Origin of the sequence: Paraburkholderia sp. SIMBA_054, from assembly GCF_046534875.1 — a bacterium.
Lineage (GTDB): Bacteria > Pseudomonadota > Gammaproteobacteria > Burkholderiales > Burkholderiaceae > Paraburkholderia > Paraburkholderia hospita.
This window is the reverse complement of the sequence record NZ_JAWRXV010000836.1, coordinates 1-270: the sequence shown is the minus strand read 5'-3', so window position 1 is coordinate 270 and position 270 is coordinate 1. Positions and strand designations below refer to the sequence as shown.

At 64.8% G+C, this 270-nt stretch carries 1 protein-coding gene; it reads left to right on the top strand.

The window, feature by feature from the left end; translation table 11 throughout:
• The coding region (locus SB822_RS57455; RefSeq protein ID WP_410859156.1) for a hypothetical protein at positions 1-270 on the top strand (270 nt) is incomplete at both ends.

The following is a 270-nucleotide window of genomic DNA, read 5'->3' as shown; positions in this document are numbered from 1 at the left end:
CTGATCAAGCCGCTCAACGTCGGCCAGCAGCGCATGGAAGGCTATGACCTGGCCGCGCACTACCGCCTGCCGGAAACCGCCGCCGGCCAGTTCACGATCAGCCTGGACACCACCTACGTCACCCGCAACGAGAGCAAGGTCGACGACGACTCGGCCTGGGAGAACTACAACGGCATCTACTGGCAGTCCAGCCCCAACTGGCGCGTGCGCGGCACGTTCGGAGTGGACTGGAAGTACGGCAACCTGAGCGCGAACTGGACCCTGCGCTAC